General features: G+C 63.5%; 17 protein-coding genes. 7 read left to right on the plus strand and 10 right to left on the minus strand.

The window, feature by feature from the left end:
- Nucleotides 1–2: 2 nt before the first annotated feature.
- From P6U23_RS20955 to P6U23_RS20970, 4 genes are all read left to right on the plus strand, one after another.
- On the plus strand, nucleotides 3–1505 hold the full coding sequence (locus P6U23_RS20955; RefSeq protein WP_407174500.1) for an AMP-binding protein: 1503 nt from the start codon (nucleotides 3–5) through the stop codon (nucleotides 1503–1505).
- A gap of 93 nt (nucleotides 1506–1598) precedes the next feature.
- On the plus strand, nucleotides 1599–2822 hold the full coding sequence (locus P6U23_RS20960; protein ID WP_407174501.1) for a GGDEF domain-containing protein: 1224 nt from the start codon (nucleotides 1599–1601) through the stop codon (nucleotides 2820–2822).
- A gap of 782 nt (nucleotides 2823–3604) precedes the next feature.
- Nucleotides 3605–4684 (plus strand): IS630 family transposase, encoded by a 1080-nt coding sequence (locus P6U23_RS20965; protein WP_407174502.1) that lies wholly within the window; start codon nucleotides 3605–3607, stop codon nucleotides 4682–4684.
- A 118-nt stretch (nucleotides 4685–4802) separates the two neighbouring features.
- Entirely contained in the window at nucleotides 4803–5354 is a 552-nt protein-coding gene (locus P6U23_RS20970) for a hypothetical protein (protein WP_407174503.1), read from the plus strand.
- Between the two features lie 270 nt (nucleotides 5355–5624).
- Here P6U23_RS20970 and P6U23_RS20975 read toward each other — a convergent pair whose 3' ends face one another.
- A complete protein-coding gene (locus tag P6U23_RS20975) occupies nucleotides 5625–7163 on the minus strand; it encodes a L,D-transpeptidase (protein WP_407174504.1) in 1539 nt (512 codons plus the stop codon).
- Nucleotides 7164–7596: 433 nt separating this feature from the next.
- Nucleotides 7597–8181, minus strand: coding sequence for a TetR/AcrR family transcriptional regulator (locus P6U23_RS20980; RefSeq protein ID WP_407174505.1), 585 nt, complete (start codon nucleotides 8179–8181; stop codon nucleotides 7597–7599).
- Between the two features lie 96 nt (nucleotides 8182–8277).
- On the opposite strand from P6U23_RS20980, the gene P6U23_RS20985 reads away from it, so the two are divergent.
- Nucleotides 8278–8748, plus strand: coding sequence for a hypothetical protein (locus P6U23_RS20985; RefSeq protein WP_407174506.1), 471 nt, complete (start codon nucleotides 8278–8280; stop codon nucleotides 8746–8748).
- A gap of 265 nt (nucleotides 8749–9013) precedes the next feature.
- Here P6U23_RS20985 and P6U23_RS20990 read toward each other — a convergent pair whose 3' ends face one another.
- From P6U23_RS20990 to P6U23_RS21010, 5 genes are all read right to left on the minus strand, one after another.
- Entirely contained in the window at nucleotides 9014–9292 is a 279-nt protein-coding gene (locus tag P6U23_RS20990) for a hypothetical protein (protein ID WP_407174507.1), read from the minus strand.
- Nucleotides 9293–9693: 401 nt separating this feature from the next.
- A complete protein-coding gene (locus P6U23_RS20995; protein WP_407174508.1) occupies nucleotides 9694–10896 on the minus strand; it encodes an MFS transporter in 1203 nt (400 codons plus the stop codon).
- A 232-nt stretch (nucleotides 10897–11128) separates the two neighbouring features.
- On the minus strand, nucleotides 11129–11305 hold the full coding sequence (locus tag P6U23_RS21000) for a hypothetical protein (RefSeq protein WP_407174509.1): 177 nt from the start codon (nucleotides 11303–11305) through the stop codon (nucleotides 11129–11131).
- 10 nt (nucleotides 11306–11315) lie between these two features.
- Nucleotides 11316–14831: a transcription-repair coupling factor gene (gene mfd, locus P6U23_RS21005; protein WP_407174510.1), complete on the minus strand. Its 3516-nt coding sequence runs from the start codon at nucleotides 14829–14831 to the stop codon at nucleotides 11316–11318.
- Nucleotides 14828–15118: a succinate dehydrogenase assembly factor 2 gene (locus P6U23_RS21010; protein WP_407174511.1), complete on the minus strand. Its 291-nt coding sequence runs from the start codon at nucleotides 15116–15118 to the stop codon at nucleotides 14828–14830. The genes mfd and P6U23_RS21010 overlap by 4 nt, the downstream gene beginning before the upstream one ends.
- Before the next feature lie 214 nt (nucleotides 15119–15332).
- On the opposite strand from P6U23_RS21010, the gene recG reads away from it, so the two are divergent.
- A complete protein-coding gene (gene recG / locus P6U23_RS21015) occupies nucleotides 15333–17432 on the plus strand; it encodes an ATP-dependent DNA helicase RecG (protein ID WP_407174512.1) in 2100 nt (699 codons plus the stop codon).
- 97 nt (nucleotides 17433–17529) lie between these two features.
- On the opposite strand, the gene P6U23_RS21020 is transcribed toward recG, so the two are convergent.
- Together P6U23_RS21020 and glmS are read right to left on the minus strand one after the other, a co-directional pair.
- Complete coding sequence (locus P6U23_RS21020) at nucleotides 17530–18315, minus strand: DUF502 domain-containing protein (protein ID WP_407174513.1); 786 nt, start codon at nucleotides 18313–18315, stop codon at nucleotides 17530–17532.
- An 89-nt stretch (nucleotides 18316–18404) separates the two neighbouring features.
- The gene (gene glmS / locus P6U23_RS21025) at nucleotides 18405–20231 is read right to left on the minus strand and encodes a glutamine--fructose-6-phosphate transaminase (isomerizing) (protein WP_407174514.1); all 1827 of its coding nucleotides are present in this window, start codon (nucleotides 20229–20231) and stop codon (nucleotides 18405–18407) included.
- 225 nt (nucleotides 20232–20456) lie between these two features.
- On the opposite strand from glmS, the gene P6U23_RS21030 reads away from it, so the two are divergent.
- The gene (locus P6U23_RS21030) at nucleotides 20457–20693 is read left to right on the plus strand and encodes a hypothetical protein (RefSeq protein WP_407174515.1); all 237 of its coding nucleotides are present in this window, start codon (nucleotides 20457–20459) and stop codon (nucleotides 20691–20693) included.
- Nucleotides 20694–20766: 73 nt separating this feature from the next.
- Here P6U23_RS21030 and P6U23_RS21035 read toward each other — a convergent pair whose 3' ends face one another.
- Nucleotides 20767–22110 carry a TIR domain-containing protein gene (locus P6U23_RS21035; RefSeq protein WP_407174516.1) on the minus strand — a complete coding sequence of 448 codons (1344 nt, stop codon included), beginning with the start codon at nucleotides 22108–22110 and terminating at the stop codon, nucleotides 20767–20769.
- Between the last annotated feature and the right edge of the window lie 63 nt (nucleotides 22111–22173).

The following is a 22173-nucleotide window of genomic DNA, read 5'->3' on the forward strand; positions in this document are numbered from 1 at the left end:
ACGTGAACCAGATCAACGCTTCGCCGACCCTCGACGTGCTGTTCCAGCGCATTCTGGCACGAAAGCCCGAGACGCTGGCGCTGATCGATCCGCCGAATAAGCAGCGCATCACCGGTCAGGCGCCGAGAGCCCTGACCTATGCGGAGGCGGATCGCGCGATTTCGGCGCTGGCGGCCCATTTCACCGAGGCGGGACTGCCGAGCCATTCGGTGATCGCGGTCCAGCTCCCCAATACGATCGAGTTCATGCTGACGGTGCTCGCCGCCCACCGAGCCGGCCTTGTGGTCGCGTTGCTCCCGCAATTGTGGCGGCAGGCCGATCTGGTCGCGGCGCTCAACCGCACCAGCGCGCGCGCCATCGTCACCACCAGCAGGATCGACGGCGTGCTGCATTCCGACCTCGCCATGAACGCCGCCGCCGAGGTGTTTTCGATCCGGCATGTCTGCGGCTTCGGCAGCGACCTGCCGGAGGGCATGGCCTCGTTCGACCAGGCGATGGCGCGGGACGCCATGCCGACGCGCACCGCCATCCAGGACGGCCGCAAGGCGGCAATCATTTCCTTCGATATGACCGCGGACGGGTTTCGCGCCGTCCCCCGTCCGCATTTCAGCCTGATCGCGGGCGGGCTCGCGATCTCCCTGGAAAGCGATGTGCCCCAGGGCGCGATCATCATGTCGGCCTTCGCGCCCGGCTCCTTCGCCGGACTTGCCGCGTCGATGGTGACCTGGCTGCTGTCGGGGGCCACGCTGGCCCTGCACCATCCCTTCGATGGCGATGTGCTGGAGCAACAGATCACCGCGCATCGCTGCGACACGCTGATCGCGCCGGCCCAATTGGCCTTGCGGCTGGACGAGCTCGACCTTGCAAGCCGGCTGCCGAGCCTGCGCCGTGTGATCGGCCTCTGGCGCGCCCCGGAACAGGTGGCCTCCAGTCCCGCCTGGACGGCTCAGCAGGCGTCCATGACGGACGTGTACCTGTTTGGCGAGGCCGGACTGTTCGGGGCACGGCGCACCGAGGAGGGCACGCCCGCCCCCATCAAGCCGGGATTGCACGGCGCGCGGCGCGAACTCGCGGGCCACTCGATCGCCGGCGAAATCCTGTTGACGCCCAAGGGCACGCTCGGGCTGCGCGGCCCGATGGTGACGGTCGCGGCCTACGCACCGCCCCCGCCGCCAACCGACTCGCTGGTCGCGCAACCGCCGCGCGATTATGTCGATACCGAATATGCCGCGCGGATCGACCGGCAAAGCGGCGCCATCTGCGTCACGGCGCCGCCATCGGGCATCATGCCGGTCGGCGGCTATCGTTTCCTGTCGCAGGATTTGCAGGAGTGGTCGAAACGGCTCGGACAAGGGGCGCTGCTCACGGCCCTGCCCGATCGCCTGAGCGGCCATCGCCTGGCCGGAAGAGCCCAGGACAACGCCCGCGCCCGCGAGGCCCTGACCGAACTCGGCCTCAACCCATTGATGGTGGAAGCATTTCGCGACCGCACCGCGCCGGCCTGAAGACCAGCGGTTGCGGTTCCGTTGACAGTGCATTAAGGCCCGCACATTAGGATCCGCGGCTCCAGCACGCTTTGCCGAGTCGCGGGTTTGTCGATGTCCCAGCAGGGTCCGATTCTGATCGTATCGAGTGCGGGGCGTCCCTCTTTTGCCCGCGCGCTCGACGACGCAAAATTGTTTCCGCTGATCGATGCCAATTTTGCGGAAGCGCCCCGCGCGGTTCGCGAGGTGCAGCCGGCCGCCGTCGTGGTCGCTGCGGCCAATCTGCCCCAGCCCCAATTCGAGGCGCTGGCGAGCCTGGTCGGCGCGCGAAAGCCCTACGTTCCGCTGATCGCGCTCAATCCGGTGACCGCGCTGCCGGACAACGCCCTTCCGCTCTGGCGTAGCGAAGCCAACCCGGACCGCCTGGTCGCGCGGCTTTCCGCGGCCTTGCGCATTCGCGCCCTGCACGCGACCGTGCTGCGCAGGCTCGAGGACGATGCGACGCAACAGCCTTTGCCCGAGATCGATTCCGTGCGTGACGCCACCGCGCTCCTGATCGGCCGCGGCGGCAACTACCCTGCCCTTTCGGTCGCGCTCGGCGAGCGCATGGGCGTGGTCGGCGCGCTCAGCATCGAGGCGGCCGCGAACCATCTCAACAACCGCGACATCGACGGCATCGTGCTCAGCGAAGGTTTCACGCCGCGCGTGGTCGATGCCTTTCTCACCGTGCTGTCGGAGGATTCCCGCTTTCGCCATCTGCCCATCGCTCTGACCTCGGGTCCGTTGGCGCGCAATTATGATCTCGCCAATCTCGAAACGATCTTCGGCCAGCCTGCCGAGATTGCCGCCGCGGCCTTGCCGCTGATCCGGCAGCACGCGTTTGAGGCGCAGTTGAGTCGCACGCTCGCGGCGATCGACGCCGACGGCCTGCTCGACCCGAAGACGGGCTTGCTGACCAGCGCGGCCTTTGCCCGCGATTTTGCCAAGGCCGTCGAGCAGACGCTGTCGGGCGGCGGCGGCCTGTCGGTGGCGCGCTTCGCCTTCAATCCGGGATATCCGCGCGCGCAGCTCGACGGCGCGCGCATCATCAGCCGCCTCAAGCGGCAGACCGATTTCGGCGCGGCCCACCACGACGGCTCGGTGCTGGTTGTGCTCAACGACACTGACTTGCGGGCAGCTCATGCGGTCGCACGGCGCCTTTACAGCGTGATGCGCCACACCTCCAACGGCCGACGCTCGCGCTCGGACCCGACCGTGACGGTTGCGACCTTGCTGCCCTCGGACACGCCGAGGTCGCTGCTGGCACGGCTGTACGAGGGCACACGCGAGGCGGTGTGAGGGCCTGGTGCGGGCGTAACGATTCCGATTCAACCTTACAGTTCCTCAGTCATTGCGCGCGCAAGCGAAGCAATCCATGGCCACACGAACGCTCTCTCCATTCGCGTCATGGCAGGGCTTGTCCCGGCCATCCACGACGTTTTCCTGGCAAGAGAAGGCTTGGATGCCCGGGATGAGCCGGGGCATGACGAGCAAGGTGCGACGCCTTTGTGCGTAACATCCACTTTCAATTTCAATGGCCGAGGATGTGACTCCGCGTTCTCGCGGCGCCTTTCGCGTCCGAGCTTTTGACTTTTGCCGCCCTTCCTCACAGAAGAGGGCGCAGGGAAGACCGAGTGCCCGCCGGCACCCGTGGGCCCTCGCGCGAAAAAATACGCGCAAGAGCGCGAAGACCACAGGTGGAGGCGGAGAACACTCCGGCCTTCCCTGCGCAGTGGTTTTACGGCTTACTTCGAGCTCTCCCCGGTGAACCAGCTTGTTTGCCACCGTCATCGGCGCGATGCGTAAGCATCGTCGCCAACTTGGCGCCTGTATCGGCGCGCCAGGACCACACGACTTCGCCGTCCGCGATTGGCGCCGCTCGTCAGTCAGCGCATTCGCGTCCACCGCATCCCGCCCCACGTTCGTGACGATCGCGATCGTCCCTCTTCAATCGAGGCGGGATGCGCGAACAATACACTCGATTAGACTTCTGAAAAACAGAAATATTTTTTCCGCGGGGGCTAGTGTTCCGTCACTGACAGACGATTCACAAATCGGCGCGAACCTGCAAGTCTGCGCCGATGAGGAAGATCGAACAGATTGCGGTCGGCGCGACCGATCGTGAGCGACTGGAGCGGCTGGTCCGGGGCCGGAACACGCCGCAGAAGGTGGTTTGGAGAGCACGGATCGTGTTGCTGGCAAGCGATGGACTGACGGCGGAGGCGATTGCGGCGGCGGTTGGCAAGAGCCTGCTGACCGTGCGCCGCTGGCGTCAGCGCTACTTGGCGAAGGGCGTGGACGGGCTGCTGAAGGACGCGACCCGGCCATCGCGCGTCAAACCGTTGTCGCCCGAAAAGATCAAGCAGGTTGTGCACATGACGCTGCACGAGAAGCCGCCAAATGCGACCCATTGGAGCGTGCGCAGCATGGCGAAGGCGGTGGGCCTCTCCTACAGCAGCGTCCAGCGTATCTGGCATGCGCACGAACTGAAACCGCATCTCGTCGACACCTTCAAAGTCTCGCGCGACAGGAACTTCGCTGCCAAGGTGGAAGACGTGGTCGGGCTCTATCTCAATCCGCCGGACAAGGCGCTGGTCCTCTGCGTCGATGAAAAGAGCCAAATCCAGGCTCTCGATCGTACCCAGCCCGGTCTGCCCATGAAGAAGGGCCGCGCCGGCACCATGACCCACGACTACAAGCGCAACGGCACTACGACCTTGTTCGCGGCACTCAGCATGCTGGACGGCAAGGTGATCGGGACGTGCATGCCACGCCATCGGCATCGTGAGTTCCTTCGCTTTCTCAGGCTGATCGACCAGCAGACCCCGCCCGGCCTCGACCTGCATCTGGTCGTTGACAACTATGCGACCCACAAAACGCCGGCCGTAAAGCGTTGGCTCAAGGCGCATCCACGCTTCCATTTGCACTTCACTCCGACCTCGGCCTCTTGGCTCAACATGGTGGAGCGCTTCTTTGCCGAGATCACTCGAAACCGCATCCGCCGCGGCACCTTCGAGAATGTCGCCGAACTGAAAAGCGCGATCATGGAATACCTGGAAAACCACAATGCCGATCCAAAGCCCTTCATCTGGACCAAGTCCGCAGGCGAAATCCTCGAAAAAGTCGCCCGTGCGAAACAAGCGTTAGAGTCACAACACTAGACAGGATTTCGCGCATCGCGCGCGTCGGGCAAATCAATTGCGCGTTTGCCGTGTTCGCGAAGAGGTCAGGCGTGCGGATGATCGATCATGCACATCTGGCCGAGCGCGACGAGCATGCGTGGCTCAACTGCATCGCGGACTACCAAGCGCGGTATCATTTTTTCAATTCATGCAGCATTCGATCCAACTGCCGGTCAATCCCGTGTTCAAGCGCAGTGACGGATCTATACTGGGCAAGCTTTCGTTTTTGGTCGTAGCGTTCAACCCAAAGCGCAAGGCGTTAGTTTTTTTACGTACGAATTTTTTGTTATCCGGTGCGCGAAAGTCCAAGAAATCATGTCATCCGCTCGCTAACCTCACGTCGTTTTTTTACGAGCTGGTATTTCACAGGAGCGTGATCATGAAAAACGTCATTCCCATTGTGATCGCAACTGCTTCTCTTCTTACAATGTCTGATGCACAAGCAGCAGCTCAACAACACCGGACCCATCATCATCGCACCGTAGTGATGGGCGCTACGATCAGTCCGGCTTTACTCAATGCCAATGCCAGTCTCAATGCCAACCTCAGTGACCACGAGATGCATATGCGGAATCTGCATGATTCCGGGTACAATCCAAAGAATGACTTTGGTCCTTCTGGCAATATGTCTGATCCTAATAACTGGTAACGCGATGAGATAATGACCTTGGGTTCGCGGCTTGCGGCGATTGTCGTAGCATAGCGACCGGCGTTTGCTGCGGTCGCATATGTACACACCATCGCGCTCGGGATGGACCTACGGTTCTGCTTCAATGGCCGCTGTTGTGGGCCCTTCCCGACCGCCCCCGACACGTGTTTCGATATCTGCCGTCGGGGGCACTCGACATGGTCGGCACAGGGCCAAATCGACCCTCACGACGCTAAGCGACCACGCGGCCTTCGGGCGGCGTGCCGCGTCTTACCACCAGCGCTGTTGCATCGGTTGATAGTATTGGCCGGCGCGCGGGCGCGTATAGCCGGGTTGGGAGTTCCAATTGCGCTGCTGGAAAAAGAAGCTGAAGCCATTGCCCCAGTCGTTGCCGCTCGCAACGGGAACATCGACCGTAGGCCGGCGCATCAGGAAGCCGCCTTGTGGCTGATCGTTCAGCACCGCGACGAACTCGGTGCGATAGTTGGTCTCGCGGCTCAGCGGCTCGTCCGAGACGATGATCGAGGATCGCGGCAATGCAGTCGGCGCGATGCGATCGAACACATCCTTGGGGATGGTGATGCGGTCGAGCGCGTCCTTGGCGTCGTCGGCGTTGTCGATCGTGACCACGGTCCAGCGCAGGCCCGCGTCGCTCTGCGCCATTGCTGTGAACACATGCGTGCCGATCGGCTTGTCGGGATTGCGGATCGTGACCGGAACCTCGATGCTGGCATCGAACACCTCGCCCCCGTCCGGCCAGGGCTTATGCGTGTTGCGTCGCACGTAAAGCTTCTGCGTCGCGCGGCTGATGTAGACCGAGACCGGCTCGAGTGCGAGCTTCGCTTCGCTCGCAGCCTTGGCCGCGTCGGCCTTCTTGGCCTGAGCCACCTTGGCGGCGTCCTTTGCGGCAGCGGCGGCGTCGAGCTTCGACTTCGCGTCGTTCTTCGCGATGTCGAGCTGCGTCCCCGCATCCGCGGCTTTGAGGGCGGCCCTCTGCTTCAGCTCCTCGGCCCGCGCCTTGGCCTGGTCCGTCTTGGCGGCGGCGACTGCCTTGTCGGCGGACGCGAGCTCGGCGTCGGCGCGGGTCTTGAGCCTTTGCAGCTTGCGCAGCGACGCCGTGAGCGAGGCCGCCTCGCGCGCCGCTGTTGCGGCGGCTTTCTTCGCCTCGTCGGCCGTTCTGGCGGCCTCGGCGGCCTCGCGGGCGAGCGTCTCGGCACGGGCCGGAGCAGCCGCGATGGCCTCCGCGTTCGGCACGAAGAGCGCGGGGTGAGAAAACGCGACCGGGGCCGCGTCGTTCGGCGAGATGATCACCCGCATCCCGATCCACGTTTTGTCGAACAGCTTCTCCGCAAAGTCGTAGGGCATCCGCACGCAGCCGTGCGAGGCCGCATATCCCGGCAGCGGCCCGCCGTGCAGCGCGATGCCGTTCCAGGTGATGCGCTGCATGTTCGGCATCCAGGCGTCATCATAGAGGGTCGAGTGGTGGTCCTTGTCCTTCTCGATGACGGCGAACACGCCGGCTGGCGTTTCGCGTCCCGTGGTGCCGGTCGACACCGGCGCGCGCAGGATCGAGCCGTCGGCGTCATAGAAAGTGACCTGCTGGGACTTGATCGACACGATCGCCATGATTGGCTCGCCTGCCTCGCGCGGCGCCGTCGCCTCGATGGCTGGCGCGGGACGCGCCTGTTTCGCCGCAGCGGCGGCGGTCAACGCCGTCAGTGCCGCCATCGCCGCGATCACCACAATGACGGGAGGCGCCCAACGCCCCATCGCCCCGGCGGATTGCGCTGTCGCAAATCGATTTGCCATGCCATGCTCCGGTCGAAATGGCTGTCCGTGCTTGCGTCGGTCGAGATCGGCGACCAGCTTATTTGACTAAGGCCGGCACAGCCAGACCGATCCGCTGTCAGCTTCTGGCTGCGGATTATGTCTGACTTGAGTCCGCAAAGCGCTGCAAAGTGGACATGGCTCAAGGCGGGTTGACCAGTTCGTAGGCCGGATAAGCGACAGGGGCTGGGCAAGAATTCACGCCAGTTGTCCACCCGTGGAACATCGTTCGCCGTTGCAGCGCGCGCGGCTGATCGAACACTTGCTCAGCCTCGACAGCATAATCCGCCCTTGCTTCAATCGTCAGCACGGTGACACGCGACGATCATGACAGGGTCTTCCGGACCACCGCGGAGGGGGCCTGCGAAAACAATGGCGGGTTACGCCTTCGGCTCCAACCCGCCCTACGCCTCCCCTACTTGACCCGCAAAGCGTCGAGCAGTGCGTGGAATGCCCGGGCGTAGTCGCTGCCCGCCCTGCGCAGGTCGCGGCCCGAGCAGGCGACGGCCGCTTCGGTGACGGCGCCGAGCAGGAGCCGTGACAGCGGCTCGATGGGCTGCGGTGCGATCAGGCCGTCGTCCATGGCACGCTTCAGCGCTGTCGCGAAGCGACCGCCGAAATGCCGGTTGTCGATCTCGCGCCAACGCTCCCAGCCGAGCACCGCGGGGCCATCGTGGAGCACGATCTGGCCCGTCGCGCCCTTTGCGCATGCCGTGAAATAGGCTTGCGTGCCCTTGGCCATCGCCGAGAGCGCGTCCTCCTCGCTCGCCGCGGCGCGGTCGACCTCAGCGAGCAGGTCCTGAGAGGCCAGGTCGAACACCGCTTCGAACAGCGCCTCCTTCGTCTCGAAATGGTGGTAGACCGCACCCTTGGCGACATGCGCGCTCGCCGCGACCTCATCGATCGTGGTTGCGGCAAAACCACGCTCGCCGAACAGACGCTTCGCCGCCTTCAGGATCGCCGCCTGCGTCGCCTGACGCCGCTCCGACTGTGTTGCCATCGGCGTATTATCGCGAACCGAAAACTCTTTGCAATTGACTTTCCGACCTTTGGTCGGTAAATACCGACTTATAGTCGGTAATTCGTGAGGACTCCCATGACCTCTGCACCGGCGCGACCAATCTTCGCGAGCCTTGGGGCCGGGCTCTTCGCAGGCACCACCAACCTGATCGCCGCAGGTGCGATCTTCGGCGGCACACTGACGCACGGCCTGCAGCTCATCGCTTCAGGCCTCCTCGGCGAATGGGCGTTCAAGGGCGCCACGCCAGCGGCCGCGCTCGGCGCCAGCCTGCACTACGGCATCTCGATCATTGCCGCGGGCCTTTATTGCGCGCTGGTCCTTCGTCGCAAGTGGTGGCGAGAACATTGGCTGATCGGCGGTACGCTGTTCGGCATCGTCAGCTATCTTGTGATGAATGTGATCGTCGTGCCGCTGTCGAACGCTCCGAACCCGGACTTTTCGCCCGTCATCGTTGCCAAAGAACTCGTGGCCCACACTGTGATGTTCGGCATTCCCATCGCCGGCATCATCACCGCGGTCCTGCGACCACCCTCAGGCGGCGCATGATCCGCCATCATGAATCGCTGGGATAATCGGTTGCGCCCTCAGCGCCAACCCGCCCTATGGTCTGCGATCTCGACGGCAATCTCGTAGACAACCTCGTAGAAGGGGCTCGCTTCGCTTGATCGCGGGCAACCAATACTCGCTGCGCCGAGGCTGCGAGGAAAAGCTCGTTGATGGCAATTTATGCAGGCATACGACTCCCCCCACCCCAAGCTGTTGTTATCCCAGCCTGAGGTGAGGAGACGAAGCTGGACGACGAGACCTGGCGCTATTGCGTCTTGATGGTCCCGTTGTCGTTGAAGTTGTTCTTCGGATTGTATCCGGAGTCGTGCAGGTTTCGCATATACATGGTGTAGTCGCTGTTACTCACACCGCCCATCGTGGCGGGCGGAGGCGCACCCATGCCGGGCGCACCGACGGCGCCATAGGCACCCATCGCGCGGTGATAACTCATCGCCGGGCGATAATGATGATGCGTCCGATACGCAGCCAAAGCAGCGGAAGTGGAGAGGGCGAGGATAGTAATAGCAAGAACGCTCTTGACCATAGTCAGCTCCTCTGACGTACCTGCCCCAAGGAGTAGGTAGGTTGTAGCACAACCGGCACTCCCGCGATAGCTCGTTGGGACCGAGGAGCGACAGCGCCATCAGCCGTCCGCCCTGCACTCAACAAATACGCGCTCAACAAAAAAAGGCCGCCCGCAATATGCCGGGCGGCCTCCGGGCTTAAAATAGATGCGGCGAAAAAATCTGTCTCAACCCCGGTGCGCGGATGTTATCGGCAGCATGAGCGCGCGAATGTTCGGTAGCGAACGTTCCGGTCCAAGAACCAAGCCGCTGTTGCATATCGGGCACACGGCAGCGATGCCACCTCACGCGCGGCCTTCGCCTGCAATCATTTGCAATCAAAATTGAAGATCGTCTCTGAGTCTTGGAGACGAAGAGAGCGTCACGCATCCGCGGATCGCGGTGCGCTTCGATCGCTTTTGTCATCGGCCGCGACCGCCAGCAGCCAGATCGCAAACCCCGCCAGAGCCAGGCCGCAGCCGACCCAACCGGTCGATGTCCATCCGTAGCCGGCAGAGATGGCGAGGCCGCCGAGCCACGGGCCAAGCGCATTTGCGGTGTTGAAAGCGGAGTGGTTGAGCGCGGCTGGGAGGGCTTGGGCTTCGCCTGATACATCCATCAGCCGCGTCTGCAGCACACTCCCAAGAGCTCCGCTCATGCCAATGAGAAATGCATCTGATGTCACGGTCCAGATGTTCAACGCGGCCCAGGGGAACAAGGCCAAGGCGGCGGCACTCCAGAGCAGCAGTCCGCCCGCCGTCGGCATGATCGCGCGGTCGGCGAAACGCGGCACGACAATATTGCCGATGGTCAGGCCAAGTCCGAACGCCGACAAGACCAGCGGTACGAAGGTCGGCGAAACGTGCGTCACTTCCATCAACGTCGTCGCCGTATAGGTGTAAACCGCAAACAAACCGCCAAAGCCGATGGCACCGATTGCGAGCGTGAGCCAGACCTGACCGCGTTTCAGTGCGTCCAGTTCGCGCAATGGGCTCGCCTCCGGAGCCGGTTGATCGTGGGGCGCGAACCAGGCAACCGTCGAAAAGGCGGCGACGGCGAGCGCGGCGACGACGCCAAAACTCCAGCGCCAGCCGACCGCTTGTCCCAGCCAGTTCGCAAGGGGAACGCCGATCACGGTCGCGACCGTCAGGCCAAGGAACATCTTGCCGACGGCCTGAGTCCGCTTGTGGAACGGCACCAGCGATGCCGCCACCATGGCCGCCGCGCCAAAATAGGCGCCGTGCGGGAAGCCGCTGAAGAAACGGAACGCCAGCATCCAGTGATAGCTGGGCGCAAACGCACTTAGCGCGTTGCCGACCGCGAACATGGCCATCAGCAACAGCAGGACGTTCCGACGCGCCAGGCGCGCCGTCAATACCGCGAGCACCGGCGCGCCAATCACCACCCCCAACGCATACATGCTGATGACATTTCCGGCGGTCGGCTCATCGATTCGCAGATCGGGCGCGAAATAAGGCAACAGGCTCATGGTTGCGAATTCGGTGGTGCCGATCGCAAAGCCGCCCATGGCCAACGCGAACAGGACAAGGCCGATCCCAGGCGGGGCGGCATTCTGCTTTTCCATATCTTTTCTCGGGTTCTTGGATCGCGGATTCGAGCGCCTTAGGGATCGATGGAGCGAGTAGCTCGACCGGATGGCGCCGGCGCGATCATGGACGGTTGCAGCCGCCGGTTTGCACGACGGACTGCTGAAACTTTAGGCGATCGGTGTTGGTGAATCCGATGGCGGATTCGGGCGGATGTTCACAGAGTGCGTGTCGCATGTCTTCCATGCGTTCGCACGGCTTGAGCACTCATCATTCATTGGAGCGTGAGACCTGACGGATAGAGGCACCTGGTAGCAGCATCACATTGGCTTGCGTGACATCGATCAGATAGCCACACATGCCGGAAAATCCAAATGATGTCTGCGTGATGTCCGGGCGCTTCTGGCGTGGCGAGCGGTGGTAGGCTGCGCCTTGCCCGCGCCACATCGCCACGCCCTCAAGCCGCCTTCTTCTTCTCCGCGAGGTTGGCGAGTTGCCGCAAGATCTCCGTCGTCCCGTTGAGCCGCTCTTCCGGCGTTTCCCAGTTCTGGAAAAACACCACCTTCATGTCGGGCCGGACCTTGGCCGCCTGGCCATGCTGCTTGATGAAGGTGACGAGACGGTCGGGCTGGGCAAAGCTGTTGTCGCGGAAGCTGATGACGGCGCCCTTCGGCCCGGCATCGACCTTCTCGACATTGGCGCGGCGGCAATAGCCCTTGATGGCGGCGATCTTGAAGAGATAGCGCACCTCGTCGGGCAGCACACCGAAGCGATCGCGCATTTCGGCGGCGAAATTCTCGATCTCCTCCTCGGTCTCGAGATCGGCGAGCCGCCGGTACAGCGACAGCCGCACCGGGAGATCGGAGACGTAGTCCTCTGGGATCAGCACGGGCATGCCGACTGTAATCTGCGGCGACCAGCGCTCGGCCACGGGCTCGGTGATGCCGGCCTTGAGGTTGACGATGGCCTCCTCGAGCATCTGTTGATACAGCTCGAAACCGACTTCCTTGATGTGTCCGGACTGTTCCTCGCCGAGCAGATTGCCGGCGCCGCGGATGTCGAGGTCGTGCGAGGCGAGCTGGAAGCCGGCGCCCAGCGTTTCCAATGACTGCAGCACGGTGAGACGCTTCTCAGCCTGCGCTGTGATCTTCTGCTGCGCCGGCAGCGTGAACAGCGCATAGGCGCGCAGCTTCGAGCGCCCCACCCGGCCGCGGAGCTGATAGAGCTGCGCGAGGCCGAACATGTCGGCGCGATGCACGATCAGTGTGTTGGCATTGGGAATGTCGAGGCCGGATTCCACGATCGTGGTCGAGAGCAGCACGTCATATTTGCCGTCGTAGAAGGCGGAGATGATGTCTTCGATCACGCCCGGCGCCATCTGGCCGTGCGCGACCGCGACCTTCATCTCCGGCACGGTCTTGTCCAGAAACTCCTTCACGCCGGCGAGATCTTCGATCCGCGGCACCACGTAGAAGGCCTGGCCGCCGCGGTAGCGCTCGCGCAAGAGGGCCTCGCGGATCATCAGGGGATCATGGGGTGCCACGAAGGTGCGGACCGCGAGCCGATCGACCGGAGGCGAGGCAATGATCGAGAGCTCGCGCACGCCGGTCAAAGCGAGCTGGAGCGTGCGCGGAATGGGGGTCGCGCTGAGCGTCAGCACATGCACTTCGGCGCGGAGCTGCTTCAGCCGCTCCTTGTGGCTGACGCCGAAATGCTGCTCCTCGTCGACGATGAGGAGACCGAGATCGCGGAATTTGATGGTCTTTCCGAGCAGCGCATGGGTGCCGACCACGATGTCGATCGAGCCATCGGCAATCCCCTTCTTCACCTGGTTGAGCTCCTTGGTGGAAACCAGGCGCGAAGCCTGCGCCACCTTCACGGGGAAGCCGCGGAAGCGCTCGCTGAAGGTCTTGAAATGCTGGCGGGCGAGCAACGTCGTGGGCACCACGACCGCGACCTGCTTGCCGTCGAGCGCCACCGCAAAGGCCGCCCGCAACGCCACCTCGGTCTTGCCGAAGCCGACGTCGCCGCAGATGAGGCGGTCCATGGGACGGCCGATTTCGAGATCCTTCAGCGTCGCCTGGATGGCGGTGAGCTGGTCCTCGGTCTCATCATAAGGGAAGCGCGCGCAGAACTCGTCATAGAGCCCCGCCTGTACCGGCAGTTTCGGCGCTTCGTGCAGCATGCGCTCGGCGGCGATCTTGATCAGTTCGCCCGCGATCTCGCGAATGCGGTTCTTCAGCTTCGCCTTGCGTTGCTGCCAGCCGGTGCCGCCAAGCCGGTCCAGTTCGACATTGGCCTGGTCGGAGCCATAGCGCGACAACAGCTCGATGTTCTCGACCGGCAGAAAGAGCTTCGTATCCGCCGCGTAGTGCAGTTCGAGGCAGTCATGCGGGGCACCCGCGACCTCCAGCGTCTGCAGGCCGACGAAGCGGCCGATGCCGTGCTCGACATGGACGACCAGGTCGCCGGCGGCAAGGCTGGTGATCTCCGCGATGAAATTGTCGGCCTTGCGGCTCGCCTTGCGCGGCCGCACCAGGCGATCGCCGAGGATGTCTTCTTCGGTGATGAGCGCGACGTGCTCGGTCTCGAAGCCGCTTTCGAGGCCAAGCACCGCGAGCGTGGTCTCGTTGCGCGGGGTCGCCTGCACCATGCGCCAGCTATTGACGCTAGTGACGTTCACGAGCTTGTGGTCGCGCAGCATGCTGCCCATGCGGTCGCGCGAGCCCTCGCTCCACAATGCGATCACGACCTTCTTGCGCTGTGTCTGCAGCGCCTGCACATGGGCGACCACCGCCTCGAACACGTTGACCGTGGCATCGTTGCGCTCGGGCGCGAAGTCGCGGCCCTTGCGCGCGCCGGCATCGAACACGCTCTCGCCTTCCGGCACCGCGAACGGCGTGAACCGCGCCAGCGCCACCTCCTCCAAACGCCTGCCCCATTCGGCTTCGGTCAGATAGAGCCGGTCGGGCGGCAACGGCTTGTAGATCGCGCCGCCGCCCGGATGCTTCAGCGCCTCGCGCCGCGCTTCGTAATAGTCGGCGATCTGCTTGAAACGCTCGCGCACGGCGTCTTCGGCCTGCGGCTCGATCGTAACGGGCGCCTGCCCGAGATAATCGAACAGCGTTTCCATCCTCTCGTGGAACAGCGGCAGCCAGTGCTCCATGCCGGGATGGCGGCGGCCTTCGCTGACAGCCTCGTACAGCGCATCGTCGCGCTCGGGCGCGCCGAACTCGGCCGTGTAGGCCATGCGGAAGCGCCGGATGGTTTCGGTGACGAGCTGAAATTCCGAGATCGGCACCAGGTCGAGCGAGCGCATGTCCAAAAGCGTGCGCTGGGTCTCGGCATCGAAGGAGCGGATCGATTCCAGGCTGTCGCCGAAGAAATCCAGGCGCACCGGCTGATCGAGGCCGGCCGGAAACAGGTCGAGAATGCCGCCGCGCACCGCGTATTCCCCGGGCTCGCGCACGGTCGAGGCGCGCGTGTAACCGTTATGCTCGAGCCAGGCGACGATGGAATCCATCGGCACGACATGGCCGGGCGCGACCGACAGCGCCTGGGCCGCGACGATGTCGCGCGGCGGTACGCGCTGGACCATCGCATTGACGCTTGTGAGCACGATCAGCGGCTTGTCGCTGCCCGTCAGCCGCGACAGCCGTGCCAGCGCGGTCATGCGCTGCGCCAGGATGCCGCCATGCGGGGAGACGCGGTCGTAAGGCTGGCAGTCCCAGGCCGGGAACTGCATCACCGGCAGATCGGGCGCGAAGAAGTCGAGCGCGCGGGCGAGCTGCTGCATGCGTGGTCCGTCACGGCAGATCACCGCGAGGCTGATCGCGGATTTCTTCGGCCGCGCGGCGATGGCGCGCGCGAGATCCGAGACGATCAGGCCTTCCGCGCCCTCGGCGACATTGGCAAGTGTCAGCACCTTACCCGGGTGCAGCAATTCGGCCGGCGACGTTGCGGTCTTTTTCATACGTCCAAACCCGTCGCGCGAAACGCCTTGATGCGATCGAACAGCGCCCCTGCGTAGGCCGGTGCCGGCGGCTTCTCTTCGGTCAGCGCCGCATAGAGATCGGGATCGGGGACCTCGATCAGCCGCTCCAGTTCCGTCACCTCGCCGTCCGAAAGGCTTGCAATCTCGGCATCGGCAAAGCGCCCGAGAATGAGGTCCATCTCGCGCGTGCCGCGGTGCCAGCAGCGAAACAACAGCCGCTTGCGGCGGTCATCGAGGCCGCCGCTCGATCGTGTCGATCCAGTCATCCCAAAATCCAGTCCAACGCCAAAAGCCCGGACGGGCCGGGCGCGGTTCATATAGCCATCGGGACGACGGATGTCAGCATCTATCGTTCCTAGACTTATCAACCGCTCCGTTATTGCCGGGCTTGACCGGGCGATCCATCGTCTCTTGAAGATGGACGCGCGGGAATCCAGGCCGAAGAGGCCCGCGTGACGGATGAGTGGTACGAACGACCTTATGCGCCCTGCCCTGCTCAATCCGCTGTTTGCACCGGTCACGAGCCTTGCCGGCGTCGGGCCGAAGCAGGACAAGCTGCTGCGCTATCTGCTCGGGCGTGACGAGACGCCGCGGCTCGTCGATCTGTTGCTGCATCTGCCGAGCAGCGTGATCGACCGCAGGGCGCGGCCCAAGGTCCGCGATGCGGTGCCGGGAACCGTGGTGACGCTGGAAATCACTGTCGACCGTCATCGCCCGCCCCCGCCGCGCAACGCACGCGCGCCTTATCTCGTCTATGCCAGTGACGACACCGGCGATCTCGTCCTGACCTTTTTCCGCGCCAAGCCCGGCTATGTCGAAAAGCTGCTGCCGGTCGGCGCCAAGCGTTACGTCTCCGGCACGCTGCAGATGTATGACGGCATGGCGCAGATCGTGCATCCCGATCGCGTGGTCGACGAAGCGGCTTTCGCAAAACTGTCGGGCATCGATCCTGTCTATCCCTTGACCGAAGGTCTGGCGCTCGGCGCTCTGCGGCGGGCGATCGCGCAAGCGCTGCAAAAGCTTCCCGACCTGCCGGAATGGATCGGCCCTGAGGTCATCCGCCGCTGCCATTTCCCGCCGATTGAGGACGCGCTGACACGCGTGCATGTGCCAGTCGAACTGACCGACGTGCTCCCCGAAAGCCCGTTCTGGTCGCGCCTTGCCTTCGACGAACTGCTCGCGGGTCAACTGGCTCTCGCTTTGGTGCGTGCGCAGTTGCGCCGGCCGGCCGGCAACCGCCACGCCGGCGACGGGCATTTGCGCAGGAAGATCATCGATGCGCTGCCCTATGCGCTCACCACCTCGCAGCGGAAGGCGGTCGCGGCCATCGCGGAGGATTTGCGCCAGCCGGTGCGCATGCTTCGGCTCCTGCAGGGCGACGTCGGCTCCGGTAAAACCGTGGTGGCGCTGCTCGCGGCCGCAGCCGTCGTCGAAGCCGGCAAGCAGGCGGCCCTGATGGCGCCGACCGAGATTCTGGCGCGCCAGCACATCAAGACGATCGCGCCGCTGGCCGAGCGCGCAGGCCTGCGCGCCGCCATCCTGACCGGCCGCGAAAAGGGCAAGGAGCGACGCGATCTCCTGTCCCGGCTCGCGGCTGGCGAGATCGACTTCCTGGTCGGTACTCACGCGCTCATCCAGGACGACGTCGCCTTCAAGGCGCTGGCGCTTGCCGTGGTCGACGAGCAGCATCGATTTGGCGTGCGTGAGCGCCTCGCCCTGACTGAAAAAGGCGAAGCGGTCGACGTGCTGGTGCTGAGCGCAACGCCGATCCCGCGCACGCTGGTGCTGACCTATTTCGGCGACATGGACATCTCGGAGCTGCGTGAGAAGCCGGCGGGCCGCCAGCCGATCGATACCCGCGCTGTGCCTGACACCCGACTCGAGGAGGTGATCGAGGCGGTTGGCCGGGCGCTCTCCGCAGGCAAGCGCGTTTACTGGATCTGTCCGCTGGTCGAGGAATCCGAGACCGTCAATCTCACCGACGCTGAGGCGCGTTTCAAAAGCCTGCAGCAACGCTTTGGCCACCAGGTCGGCCTCGTCCATGGCAAGATGCGAGGCTCCGACAAGGACCGCGTGATGGCGCAGTTCGCCGCCGGGGAGATCGGCCTCTTGGTCGCCACGACGGTCGTCGAGGTCGGGGTCGATGTTCCGGCCGCGACCATCATGGTGATCGAAAATGCCGAGCGTTTCGGGCTAGCCCAACTGCACCAGTTGCGCGGGCGGATCGGCCGCGGCCAGGAAGCGTCGACTTGCCTCCTGCTCTACCGCGAACCCTTAAGCGAAATGTCGAAGGCGCGGCTCAAGGTGATCCGCGAAACCACCGATGGCTTTCGGATCGCCGAGGAAGATTTGCGCCTGCGGGGCGAAGGCGACGTGTTGGGGGTGCGCCAAAGCGGCCTGCCCGGCTATCGCATCGCGCGCTCTGACGTGCATGCGCAGCTCATCACGCAGGCGCGCGACGAGGCGCTGCGGATCATGAAGGAGAACCCGAAGCTGGCAGGTCCGCGCGGCGAGGCCCTGCGCTGCCTGCTTTATCTGTTCGAGCGCGACGAGGCCTTGCCGCTGATGGGCGCGGGATGATGTAGGTTGCTGTCATTCCGGGGCATCGCGGAGCGATGAACCCGGAATCTCGAGATTCCGGGGTTGCGCTTCGCGCGCCCCGGAATGACGCGACGCGTCACTCCACCTTCTCCGGCGCCGGCTTCAGTGCCGAGGCGCCGGCATTGGCGATGCGCGCGGCATTCGCCATGCCGGCGAGCGCGGCCACCTTCTTCTGCTGATCGGAGCCGGGCTGGACCACGCCCGCGGACATGATCAGCGTCGCCGCTTCCTCGGCGCTCATTTCGACCTCGATGATCCTGCTTTTCGGCACGTAGAAGAAGAAGCCGGTGGTCGGGTTCGGTGAGCACGGCAGGAACACCGAGATATGCTCCTCCTGCCCTGGAAGGCTGTTCGCCACATCGGCGCTTGGCGGCTGCGAGATCAAAACGATCGACCACATCCCGGGCGAGGGAAATTCGACCAGTCCGACGCGGCGAAAGCTGGAGCCCTTGCCGGAAAACAGCGTCTCGAACACCTGCTTCATGGCGCGATAGATCGCGCGCACCGCCGGAATGCGTCCCAGGATCCGCTCGCCAAGGTCGAGCAAGGTGCGCCCGATCAGGTTGGCGGTGAGAAAGCCGAGCAGCGTCAGCGCAACGACGGCCACGACCAGCCCGGAACCGGGCACGCCGAACGGCAGATATGTTTCCGGCCGGTAGGCGATCGGCACGAAGGGCCGCACCAGACCGTCGACCCAGGTCACGAACCACCAGGTCAGGTAGAGCGTGATCGCGACAGGGCCTGTGACGACGAGGCCGGTCAGGAAATAGTTCCGCAATCGGCCCATCACGCCGGTGTGGGGGGTCTCCAGCGGCGGCTCGGCCGGAGACTCTGTCGGGGGCAAATCGTCGCGGGAGGTCATTCGGGTTCCAGGTCAGTCGCGGACTCTTCAGCTATGCTCTTCTAGCAGTTTTTTGAAGACCACAGCCGCCCCGACTTTCGCCCTCCCGCCTATTCGACGGTCACCGATTTCGCAAGGTTACGCGGCTGATCGACGTCGGTGCCCATCACGACCGCGGTATGATAGGCCAAGAGCTGCACCGGAATGGCATAAATCATGGGCGTAAAGGTCGCCGCCATGTCCGGCATGACGATGGTGACGAGCGAATCCACGGTCGCCTCGGAGGCGCCCTTGGCGTCGGTCATCAGGATGATGTTGCCGCCGCGGGCGGCAACTTCCTGCATGTTCGAGACGGTTTTCTCGAAAACGCGGTCATGCGGCGCGATCACCACGACCGGCATGGTCTCGTCGATCAGCGCAATCGGCCCGTGCTTGAGCTCACCCGCGGCATAAGCTTCGGCATGGATATAGCTGATTTCCTTCAGCTTCAGCGCGCCCTCCAGGGCCAGCGGGAACGAGGTGCCGCGACCGAGATAGAGCACGTCGCGCGATTTGGCGATATCGCGCGCCAGCTTTTCGATCTGCGGCTCGGTCGCCAGCGCCGCGGCGATCAGCCGCGGGATTTCGATCAGGCCGCGCACGAGCTTGGCCTCGTCCTCTCCCGACAATTCGCCGCGCGCCGTTCCGGCCGCCACCGCAAGCGCGGCAAGCACCATGAGCTGGCAGGTGAAGGCCTTGGTCGAAGCGACGCCGATTTCCGGACCCGCCAGCGTCGGCAGCACGGTCTCGCTCTCGCGCGCAATCGTCGAGGTCGGCACGTTGACCACCGAGAGCGTGTGCAGCCCCTGCGCCTTGGCGTAGCGCAGCGCGGCCAGCGTATCGGCGGTCTCGCCCGACTGCGAAATGAATATCGCAAGATCCCCCTTGCGCAGGGGGGCCTCGCGGTAGCGGAACTCGGAAGCGACATCGATTTCGACCGGCACGCGCGCCAGCCGCTCGAACCAGTATTTGGCGACGTAGCCGGCATAGCTCGCGGTGCCGCAGGCCGTGATCGAGATGCGGCCAACGTCGTTGAAGTCGAACGGCAGCTTGAGCGGCAGCGCGACGCGTTCGGCGGCGATATCGACATAACGCGCCAGCGTATGTCCGACCACTTCCGGCTGTTCGTGGATCTCCTTGGCCATGAAGTGACGATAATTCGCCTTGTCGACCAGGAACGACGACGCGCCCGACTTGAGCGTTTCCCGATGGGCGACGGCGCCTTTCGAATCGTAGATGACGCCTGTGTTGCGGGTCAGCACGGCCCAGTCGCCGTCTTCGAGGTAGGTGATGCTGTCGGTGAAGGGCGCGAGTGCGATCGCATCCGACCCCAGGTACATTTCGCCCTCGCCATGTCCGATCGCGAGCGGCGAGCCCTTGCGCGCGCCGATCATGAGGTCGTCATGGCCTTTGAACAGGAACGCCAGCGCAAACGCGCCGCGCAGACGCGGCAGCGACGCTTTCACCGCGTCCTGCGGCGAATAGCCCTTGCGCAGATAGGACTCGACGAGATGCGCGACCACCTCGGTATCGGTCTCCGAGGAGAACGCGGCGCCGTTCTGCTCCAGTTCGGTGCGCAGCTCGCGAAAATTCTCGATGATGCCGTTGTGCACGACCGCGACATTGTCGGTCGCATGTGGATGGGCGTTGCTCTCGGTTGGCTTGCCATGGGTGGCCCAGCGGGTATGGCCGATGCCGGTATGGCCCGCCAGCGGCTCGGCGCGCAGCCGCTTCTCCAGATTCTTCAGCTTGCCCTCGGCGCGGCGGCGCTCGAGATGGTCACCTTCCAGCGTCGCGACGCCGGCGGAATCGTAGCCGCGATATTCGAGCCGCTTCAGTGAATCGACCAGCAGCTCGGCGACCGGTGCGCGCCCCAAAATCCCGACAATCCCGCACATGCGGATCAATCTCCGAGTTTAAGGAAATGATCGTAAAAGCCGCGGGAATCTTTAACGAAATTCGGTTCCCTGCAGGACTCAATATTTATTGCCGATTGCGACAACGTTAAGCGAACAGCTTAACCCCTCGCGCCGCCGCCTGCCATCCGCGATTTCCCGGAGGCCGGGGCCTTAACCGCTGATCAACGCTTTTGATCAACGATCGGGTGAAGTGGAGAGAGAACCATGAGCGGTAAGCGCGACAAATCGCCCGATCCCAAGGGAATCGCCTTCATGCACGCGCGCGCCAGCGAGACCGCCGGCACCCATCTCGCCCACTGGCCACCGCCGCATCACGATCGCGAGGCGCCGGCGATGCTGAAGGTCAAACATCCTGACGGCGAACCAGGCAAGCGCACCAGGGCGCGCGGCTGGCGCCTGACACGCGCGATGTTTTCCGAATTCGCCGACGGCGAGGATTAGCGCGCGTGTCACCACGGTGCGCGGGCAGATCCCGCTCACTATACCGGTTAGGGCACGACGGTTCCGGCGTATCTCAGGACCTGAGTCGCCGACGCTCCCTCTCGAAATATCCCTCAATGTAGCCTGCTTTCAAGAACGCGGCAGAAATTTCCTCTGCGTCTGCCTGCAGGTTGAGAGTCCGGAGAGCACTTTCGACCAACTCATTCAGCGATGCTCTAAGTCGCTTGGTCAGCTTGAACTTGCTTGGAGTCCGCACAGAAAGCAATGCATAGAAAAATCCTTTGCTTTCGTATGTGTCGGTAACATCTCTGCTACTTGTCCAGGCCGCCCAATCGACAGTTCCGCGCGTTAAAACGGAACGAACGTTCTCAGGCAGCCAAGTAGAGTGCTCTGATAGCAGCCAGACCACGTTCGCAAAACTCTCATAACCTTCAACCTTAGGTGCAAACATCTGACCGGAAAAATAGTGGTGCGCGATCTGCCACGCTTCGTATCCCCCGAATGCGGGATGGCGCAGGGACCACTCTTCGTCACAGAGGTGCTCCGTCGCTCGTTGCTTGTGCTGGACGATCGAACGCTCCAGCTCTTCATCAAAAATTTGCGCCAAGAAGCCACTAAATGGTGGAAGCGTAAGTTGGGGCGCGTAACATGCAACATGCCATGGGCTACGAGAGCAAAGCTCAGCTAAACCCGGAAATTCTTGAATGAACTTATGAACGACGTCGGGATGCGATACCTGGCAGATCTTGTTTCTCTCAGCATGTTCCGACCACGCCATTTGCAGTGCAGTCCACGCGAGGTGCCTTCCCCGCTCTGCGCCCGAGGAGTTATCGTGTGGAAGCGGGAACGTCCAACTGCCCCAGACGGTCGCATCCGGAACAACTGCGCCGCCGTTGCTCATTCTGTTGGACGCCTCGACCACGTCGAGCCACCATTCGTCCGAAATCACAGGTGGCTCGACCCCCCAACGTAAGAGTTCGTCTCTTGCCGAGATCAAAGGGCTCTCATCGGGACGCAATTTCTTCAACAGGCCGGCGCAGACCTCATCCAATCCCCGAGCGGAGTGTAGTGCAACAGTGTCGGCCAGCGGCGGAGAGAACTCAACGATATCAGTGGCAGTGACCTTATGCCAAATTGGCAAAATCAATCTTCGATCCTCGGCAATTTGGCGCGCGACCAGACCATCCAGTTCACGTTGTGCCCACCCCTTTCTAAAGAAATGCGGACTTAGGACCACAATTCCGAAGCGAGATTTTGCCAAGCCTTTGTCGATCGCTCGTCGTAAACCATCCCCAACAGAAAGCGAGAATTCGTCGTACCAGATTTCGAGGTGACGCTTCGATAAAGCCTCCGCTAGCGGCCGAACAAACTCGTCCTTGTCTTCACTAGCATGGCAGATGAAAGCATCGTAAAGCATTAGTCTTCAGCCACCTGTCTGTGATCGTCTATAATCGTAGGCGCCCGAACCTCGACGAATGGG

The organism is Bradyrhizobium sp. STM 3562 (genome assembly GCF_045571435.1).
GTDB lineage: Bacteria > Pseudomonadota > Alphaproteobacteria > Rhizobiales > Xanthobacteraceae > Bradyrhizobium.

What these genes read in the sequence shown, in the direction of transcription:
- P6U23_RS20960 (WP_407174501.1), top strand. Translation starts at nt 1,599, where the DNA reads ATGTCCCAGCAGGGTCCGATTCTGATCGTATCGAGTGCGGGGCGTCCC.
- P6U23_RS20965 (WP_407174502.1), top strand. Translation starts at nt 3,605, where the DNA reads ATGAGGAAGATCGAACAGATTGCGGTCGGCGCGACCGATCGTGAGCGA.
- P6U23_RS20975 (WP_407174504.1), bottom strand. Translation starts at nt 7,163, where the DNA reads ATGGCAAATCGATTTGCGACAGCGCAATCCGCCGGGGCGATGGGGCGT.
- P6U23_RS20980 (WP_407174505.1), bottom strand. Translation starts at nt 8,181, where the DNA reads ATGGCAACACAGTCGGAGCGGCGTCAGGCGACGCAGGCGGCGATCCTG.
- P6U23_RS20985 (WP_407174506.1), top strand. Translation starts at nt 8,278, where the DNA reads ATGACCTCTGCACCGGCGCGACCAATCTTCGCGAGCCTTGGGGCCGGG.
- P6U23_RS20990 (WP_407174507.1), bottom strand. Translation starts at nt 9,292, where the DNA reads ATGGTCAAGAGCGTTCTTGCTATTACTATCCTCGCCCTCTCCACTTCC.
- P6U23_RS20995 (WP_407174508.1), bottom strand. Translation starts at nt 10,896, where the DNA reads ATGGAAAAGCAGAATGCCGCCCCGCCTGGGATCGGCCTTGTCCTGTTC.
- P6U23_RS21000 (WP_407174509.1), bottom strand. Translation starts at nt 11,305, where the DNA reads ATGTGGCGCGGGCAAGGCGCAGCCTACCACCGCTCGCCACGCCAGAAG.
- mfd (WP_407174510.1), bottom strand. Translation starts at nt 14,831, where the DNA reads ATGAAAAAGACCGCAACGTCGCCGGCCGAATTGCTGCACCCGGGTAAG.
- P6U23_RS21010 (WP_407174511.1), bottom strand. Translation starts at nt 15,118, where the DNA reads ATGACTGGATCGACACGATCGAGCGGCGGCCTCGATGACCGCCGCAAG.
- recG (WP_407174512.1), top strand. Translation starts at nt 15,333, where the DNA reads ATGCGCCCTGCCCTGCTCAATCCGCTGTTTGCACCGGTCACGAGCCTT.
- P6U23_RS21020 (WP_407174513.1), bottom strand. Translation starts at nt 18,315, where the DNA reads ATGACCTCCCGCGACGATTTGCCCCCGACAGAGTCTCCGGCCGAGCCG.
- glmS (WP_407174514.1), bottom strand. Translation starts at nt 20,231, where the DNA reads ATGTGCGGGATTGTCGGGATTTTGGGGCGCGCACCGGTCGCCGAGCTG.
- P6U23_RS21030 (WP_407174515.1), top strand. Translation starts at nt 20,457, where the DNA reads ATGAGCGGTAAGCGCGACAAATCGCCCGATCCCAAGGGAATCGCCTTC.
- P6U23_RS21035 (WP_407174516.1), bottom strand. Translation starts at nt 22,110, where the DNA reads ATGCTTTACGATGCTTTCATCTGCCATGCTAGTGAAGACAAGGACGAG.